We start from the raw sequence: 6,711 nt of genomic DNA, 5'->3' as shown, positions 1-6,711 counted from the left end.
TTTACCTGTCAACAACTTTCCAGTTTTAAAAAATGTTTGTCTAGCAAAATAAACACCACTGTTATAGAGCTTTCCCGACTGCTGGCAGAGATATTCTAATACTGCCTTTGTTTCATCATCGGGGGACAACAAAACTTGTTGTACTCCCATTGACTTTTTAACTTTAGACATTGTTTGAACTGCAATGCTGTGATAATATAATCATATCATATCAATATTAGATTGTCATCATGTCTAGAAAAAAAGGTACTATTATTTATTTGTCCGAAGAAGACAAAGCAAAGCTAGAGAAGATTGCCGTAAACTGGGGGGTATCTCAGTCATCGGCTACACAGAGACTAATTAGAGAATATAAACTAGATTAGAAATACTACAGCGGTTAAAACCGCTCGTGTCGCTTCCCTCTCAGGGCTAAAGCCACTGAGTTTCCCACTTACCGCGAGGTTTTATGACGGTTTTTAATCCTTTTGATAAAAAATAGATGCCCTTTCCCCAGTTTGTTTCATCCAGAGTACCATTAAAATTCTCTAAGATTTCTACTGATGCTGTAGGCGTAAAAATCCATAGCTGGGGTAATTCAGCTTCATCTATTCGCGTATCATTGCGTTTGGATTGCCGTTCTAGGTCTGCGTGAATGTCAAACAGTTTACCTATACAACTGCGAATTTCACTCTTGCTGACAGGGTTACGGAATGGTTCAAATACGGCATAACTTGTGGCCATTTTCCCTAGTAATCCTAGTGTTTCTAGGCTTTGTGTAGGCTGGGGTGAAGGAATAAATAATACATCAATTTGTCTGACTTCGGCGGTAATATCTTTGCTGGTTTCTACTTCTCCATAGGGTGTTAATAGTTCCGTTAGATATTGTTTGGCGAATTGATCGTGTATAAAGCGTGTCATCCGATTGTCATTCCTGTTTGCATCCTGTTCATCCTTATAATTGGTGGATATCCTGATTTTGATATCTTTGGTTCAAACTAATATAAGGGTTTAGCAATGCTAAACCCTTATCATGTTATTTATATTTATTTTAAGATAGTTCTTCCTTATCAATTTCATTATAACAAATCTAAAATCTGTTGTCAACCCACATATTCTCTTTTTGTGCTTTTTTCTGGAAGTAATTTATTTTGCAGTTCCAGATGTTCACCAAATTGGTGATCTAGTCTTAATAATGAATTTAAGGCAAAGGTGGGGGCGTTAGGTGCTAACCTAAGAGATGATATCGCTTGATCTTAGGTCTTTGACGACCTACTCTCAAAAATAGCTTCAATCATTTAGGCGCAGCATGGTCACCACCGCAGAAAAAACAAACATTGGTTACATTACCCAAATCATTGGTCCAGTTGTAGACGTTAAATTCCCTGGCGGTAAATTACCCCAAATCTACAACGCTTTAACCATCACCGGCACCAACGAAGCTGGACAAAATCTCAGCTTAACCGTTGAAGTACAGCAATTACTGGGCGATAACCAAGTCCGGGCTGTAGCTATGAGTACCACAGATGGTTTAGTCCGTGGTTTAGAAGTTATTGATACTGGCGCTCCTATCAGCGTACCCGTTGGTAAAGCCACCTTGGGACGAATTTTTAACGTTTTGGGCGAACCCGTAGATAATCGTGGTCCCGTAGACGCTGAAGCATTTCTACCTATTCACCGTGATGCTCCTAAATTCACAGAATTGGAAACCAGTCCTTCTGTGTTTGAGACAGGAATTAAAGTTGTTGACTTGCTGACTCCCTATAGACGCGGTGGAAAAATCGGTCTGTTCGGTGGTGCTGGTGTTGGTAAAACCGTGATCATGATGGAATTGATCAACAACATCGCTACCCAACATGGTGGTGTGTCTGTATTTGCGGGTGTGGGTGAACGCACTCGTGAAGGGAATGACCTCTATAACGAAATGATGGAATCTGGAGTTATCAATAAAGATAATCTCAATGAATCCAAAATTGCTCTAGTTTATGGTCAAATGAACGAGCCACCCGGAGCAAGAATGCGGGTTGGTTTGTCTGGTTTGACAATGGCTGAGTATTTCCGTGATGTCAACAAGCAAGACGTATTGCTATTTGTTGATAACATCTTCCGGTTTGTACAAGCTGGTTCTGAAGTATCCGCGCTCTTGGGTCGGATGCCTTCTGCGGTAGGATATCAGCCTACTTTGGGTACAGACGTAGGTGCTTTACAAGAACGGATTACTTCTACCACCGAAGGTTCTATTACTTCTATTCAAGCTGTATATGTACCTGCGGATGACTTAACTGATCCTGCACCTGCAACCACCTTTGCTCACTTGGACGGAACAACAGTATTGTCCCGTGGTTTGGCTTCTAAAGGTATCTATCCAGCGGTTGATCCTTTGGATTCTACTTCTACCATGCTACAACCCAACATTGTTGGTGAAGACCACTACAACACTGCACGGGCTGTACAATCAACTCTGCAACGTTACAAAGAACTCCAAGATATTATTGCGATTTTGGGTTTAGATGAATTGTCTGAAGAAGACCGTCTAGTTGTAGCCCGGGCGCGGAAAGTTGAACGGTTCTTGTCTCAGCCTTTCTTCGTAGCTGAAGTATTTACCGGTTCTCCTGGTAAGTATGTGAAGTTGGAAGACACCATTAAAGGATTTAAACAAATTCTTTCTGGTGAGTTGGATGCTTTACCTGAACAAGCTTTCTACTTGGTAGGCGATATCAACGAAGCGATCGCTAAAGCCGAAAAAATGAAAGGTTAGTCATTAGTCAGTAGGGGTGGGGTTTCCCCGCCCGTAAAGTGTTTTCGTGCAACTGACAAAAAGCAACTGACAAAGGACAACTGACAAATGACATTTACTGTTCGTGTAATTTCCCCAGACAAAACTGTTTGGGATGCGGAAGCTGAAGAAGTAGTTTTACCTAGCACCACTGGTCAATTAGGTATTTTAACTGGACACGCACCACTGTTGACAGCCTTGGATATAGGTGTAATGCGTGTTCGTGGGAACAAAAATCAAGATTGGCAAGCGATCGCTCTTTTAGGCGGTTTTGCTGAGGTTGATGAAGATGAAGTCACAATTTTAGTCAACGGTGCTGAACGTGGCGACAAAATTAAACTTGAAGAAGCTCGTACTGCTTTTAACGAAGCACAAACCCGCCTGAATCAAGTTAAACCAGACGATCGTCAAGCACAAATCCAAGCAACACAGGCATTTAAACGCGCTCGCGCTCGTTTTCAAGCTGCTGGTGGTTTGGTATAAATTGTATAGAGCATCTAAAATTAATGAGGGTGGGCAATATGCCTACCCTTATTTTATTGGCACTGTTAGTGATTGGGTTTCCAACGACCAGCTAGATAAAATCCGCAAGACTATTAAAACTACTAAGGATTCATCAACTGATTCAGACATTAATACTGAGATAGCGGTAGAAAACAAGTAGTTTATATTCCATCAACAAAAAAAGGGATAAGCCCAAAAGCCTATCCCAAAAAAATTGCAATACTGTTCATTTACCTGCTTTGTCTTAAAAGTGATTAATCAGTGCGTGAGTATTGATTGAAATCACTGCTTTTCTGAAAAAATAATGAATAATCAGTATAAATACACTACCGTGAAATGCGGGAAAAATATTATATGCTGCATACCTTATCTTTTCAGACATTACCTGCTGATCTTCGTGACTATATTGGTGATCGATTTAGAGCGCATGGATTAGATCCTGCTGAAGCCTACGAAAAACTTATCCCTGATAGTGTTAAGTTAGCTGGTGAAGATGCAGTAGAAGACTTTATGCATTCTAAGCATATAAGTCATATTTGGCCTAAATCTGAATATCCTAATTTGGCTAATGATTTGAACAACGTTATTCTTGAAGATCCATATATCAACCTAGCCAGAGGTTCTGATGTAATGACTCAGACAGAGTATGACTATGCTCTGCTAGATAATGAAATAGATGCAAGTAAATATGCCAATAGCCGGAACGAATTTTCTGATCTTGATACAGCAGAATTGACAGAACTTTCTGAATCAGCAGAAATTGGCGATATAGCTGAATTAGCTGAAGCTAGTGAGGCTCTTGGAGAAATGGATGCTGTCAAGGCAGCGACGGGTGGAGCAATAGGCGCAGGAATGTCTTATGCTATTTATCGTGCTTTAAAAGAGTTTCTTTCCCTAGAAGGTGCGCGACAGCGAGGAGAAATTAGTAATAGTGAAGTAGTTGATCGAGTGGCTAAAATTGCATGGGAAGCGGCTAAGACTGGTGCTGCCGTTGGAGCTATCTTTGGAATAGCTGTCATGATTTTTGGGAGTTGGCTTTTAATTCCTTTATCTATAATTGCTCCTTTTACTGGAATTAAAATGGCTTACAGTCTTTGGCAATCTTTTTGGCAAGGACTGAATGAAGAACAACGTCTAGAATTGATAAATAAGGCTAATGAAGTTAATACTAAAATTAGTGAATTTTTCAATGAACTGGAAAAGTCTTCTCAATCTGCCTAATTAAGCTAAAGTAAATAATCATCATCTAACAACTGACCCAAAGTGCAAGGACACTTTTCTGGGAAAATAGTTAAATCGGTTTTAATTTTCACAAAATCAACCGCACTTTGATAAATATTCTCTAAATCATCCTGTAACTTATTCCTTAAATTCGTCGTCAAATGATTATTTAAGTCATATCTAAAAGTTTTAACTTCTCCAATCCAATGACGATAGTTTCTTTCATATTCTACCTGCCAATATTGAATTAATAATAAATGAATAATAATTTGCCTTAAAAGACTTTTGGCTTTAGCTAAATCTCTTTTACCCAAACTTGTCAATTCCTCAATTAAGTTTTCTAAATCAAGTTGATTAAACTGTTTGTGTTTTAATAATTCAATAGTTTCTTCTAACCATAAACTATCATCGGTTTCATAGAGTTCTTTTAAATTGGTAGTAATTCTCATATTTTTACCTTTTCAATTCTCAACTATCTGCAATCTCTATTCAAGAATTCCCTAGAGTGAAATAAAATTAGCCATTTAATTTGAGGCACTGAAAGTCTGTTTCGTTTCAGATGCCAGGTCAAATCAAATATTTAAATCTCGTAAAGCTAAACGAATTTGTTCTACACGAGTCCGATTTACACCAAGATCCGACTCTCCCACGCGAGATGATGAACGAATATGAATTACCGACTCATCGCTGGGAAAATAAAATTCTACATCATCAACAAATTTGAAAATGCGGCTTTTAGAAAGAGCATGAATGTAATTATCTGTTTGTTCTATCACTTCTGTGCGGGGAACAACAGTCAGAACCTTTAGTAATATCTCTCTAGCTTGATCTCGGTCTACATGATAAGTAATCGGTTCAATAGCGTGTTGAGCATCAGCATTTTGGCTAACAACACAGTTTGGAGAAGCTGGACAAGGAGAAAGATGTCCAGACTCAACTCCCAAGCTAGAAGCCCAAGCAGATGCAGGAACTATTAAAGTAATTATGAGGGTGAGGAATACCGAAAAAATAATATTCTGTAATCTGGTGATACTTACAGAAAAAAGAGCGATCGCACTACCATTGGATATTTTGAGCATTTTCGGCATATTATCAGCTTTAAATTATTGTAAATTCACCTTTTGCATTCTACCAGCTTCTACAATTTTATAGGTTTCCAGGCTATAGCATTTCCTCATCTACTGAAGTACAAATTTATCTGCGTTTATCCGCGTCCATCTCTTACTCTCTGTGCCTCTGCGTCTCTGCGTGAGATAAATTCATACTTTTATTCAGCAACGCCGGAAATCGCTATATCCTGTCAGTCACCTTTTATTGAGGTAAATATGCAATGATCATTGCCAATTGCGGGTGATTGCGAGCGATCGCTTCGGGGACATGACCAAGAAGTGAAAATATCTGAGTTTTCTGGGCTACAGAACCATTTAACAACAATAAATCATTTGTATTCAGTAACCGTGACACTTCTTTAACAAAATTACCCCGGACTTTTTGAATAGGTGTATCCGCTGCTAGTCCCGCATCAATATAATCAATATCTACTCCTTTTGTGCTAACAACTTCCAATAGTTGCAAAGATGCTTTGAGTTCTGCGGCGAGATTTTTGGCTAATTTGATACTTTCTTGAAAAGAACTAGCATTAGCTTGTTGGCTAGTGAAAGCGAGAAACACTCTGGCTGTATGCTCAATAGGTAAAGGAAAACGAGTTACTAAAACAGGCATAGAACTGCGTTGCACAATTTTATCAATTACGCCGCCAAATAAGTTTTCTTGGTAAGTAGAGTAACCTTTCCAACCGCAGACTATCACACTTGCTTGTTGTTCTTCTGCTACTCTGGCAATACCTTTGTCTATTGATCCATCAATTCTACCAATGGGTGTAACATTGGTAACTGCTGCATGAGCAATCATTTCTGCGGTGGAAAGTAACTGATTTTGTCTAACCTTAGCATTTGGGGAAATTGGTTCACCTTCCTCGATGATGATATGTAGAGGTAGAAGTGTACCAGCGGCTGATTTAGCTAAGAGGATTGCTAACTTTAACAAGTTATCTTCAGTATTTGGGTTAGCAACAGGAACTAAAACGCGATCGCCTAAACTACCACCTTCGCGCTTTTGGGGAACAACATTTCCTGTTTTCAGTTTTTGTCCCCACTTTGCTGTCACCCAAGGGGAAGCAATGCAGGTAACTAAAATCATGGCGATCGTCCCATTCACTGTTAATTGATCAA

Annotated in this window: 8 protein-coding genes and 1 pseudogene; 4 read left to right on the top strand and 5 right to left on the bottom strand. The window is 39.2% G+C overall.

Going from position 1 to position 6,711, the window contains the following annotated elements:
• Window positions 1-150: pseudogene (locus FJR38_RS27980) on the bottom strand (RNA-guided endonuclease TnpB family protein); the annotation flags it as partial.
• 80 nt (window positions 151-230) lie between these two features.
• On the opposite strand from FJR38_RS27980, the gene FJR38_RS27630 reads away from it, so the two are divergent.
• On the top strand, window positions 231-365 hold the full coding sequence (locus FJR38_RS27630; RefSeq protein WP_168498751.1) for a ribbon-helix-helix protein, CopG family: 135 nt from the start codon (window positions 231-233) through the stop codon (window positions 363-365).
• A gap of 46 nt (window positions 366-411) precedes the next feature.
• Here FJR38_RS27630 and FJR38_RS00795 read toward each other — a convergent pair whose 3' ends face one another.
• The gene (locus FJR38_RS00795; protein ID WP_254449301.1) at window positions 412-900 is read right to left on the bottom strand and encodes a hypothetical protein; all 489 of its coding nucleotides are present in this window, start codon (window positions 898-900) and stop codon (window positions 412-414) included.
• Between the two features lie 388 nt (window positions 901-1,288).
• Between FJR38_RS00795 and atpD the strand changes: the two genes are divergently transcribed.
• From atpD to FJR38_RS00780, 3 genes are all read left to right on the top strand, one after another.
• A complete protein-coding gene (gene atpD, locus FJR38_RS00790; protein WP_168498750.1) occupies window positions 1,289-2,737 on the top strand; it encodes a F0F1 ATP synthase subunit beta in 1,449 nt (482 codons plus the stop codon).
• Window positions 2,738-2,824: 87 nt separating this feature from the next.
• Complete coding sequence (gene atpC, locus FJR38_RS00785; protein ID WP_168498748.1) at window positions 2,825-3,238, top strand: ATP synthase F1 subunit epsilon; 414 nt, start codon at window positions 2,825-2,827, stop codon at window positions 3,236-3,238.
• A 375-nt stretch (window positions 3,239-3,613) separates the two neighbouring features.
• Window positions 3,614-4,480 carry a hypothetical protein gene (locus tag FJR38_RS00780; RefSeq protein WP_168534880.1) on the top strand — a complete coding sequence of 289 codons (867 nt, stop codon included), beginning with the start codon at window positions 3,614-3,616 and terminating at the stop codon, window positions 4,478-4,480.
• A gap of 5 nt (window positions 4,481-4,485) precedes the next feature.
• On the opposite strand, the gene FJR38_RS00775 is transcribed toward FJR38_RS00780, so the two are convergent.
• The 3 genes from FJR38_RS00775 to FJR38_RS27975 all read right to left on the bottom strand — a co-directional run.
• Window positions 4,486-4,929, bottom strand: coding sequence for a DUF29 domain-containing protein (locus tag FJR38_RS00775; RefSeq protein WP_168534878.1), 444 nt, complete (start codon window positions 4,927-4,929; stop codon window positions 4,486-4,488).
• 123 nt (window positions 4,930-5,052) lie between these two features.
• Window positions 5,053-5,559, bottom strand: a complete 507-nt coding sequence (locus FJR38_RS00770; protein ID WP_168535571.1) for a DUF1499 domain-containing protein — start codon at window positions 5,557-5,559, stop codon at window positions 5,053-5,055.
• Between the two features lie 232 nt (window positions 5,560-5,791).
• Window positions 5,792-6,711 (bottom strand): universal stress protein (locus FJR38_RS27975; protein ID WP_254449300.1); only part of this gene is annotated, 920 nt, incomplete at its 5' end.

Origin of the sequence: Anabaena sp. UHCC 0253 (assembly GCF_009712085.1) — a bacterium.
Taxonomy (GTDB): Bacteria; Cyanobacteriota; Cyanobacteriia; order Cyanobacteriales; family Nostocaceae; genus Dolichospermum.
This window is presented reverse-complemented; position numbering and strand designations above follow the sequence as displayed.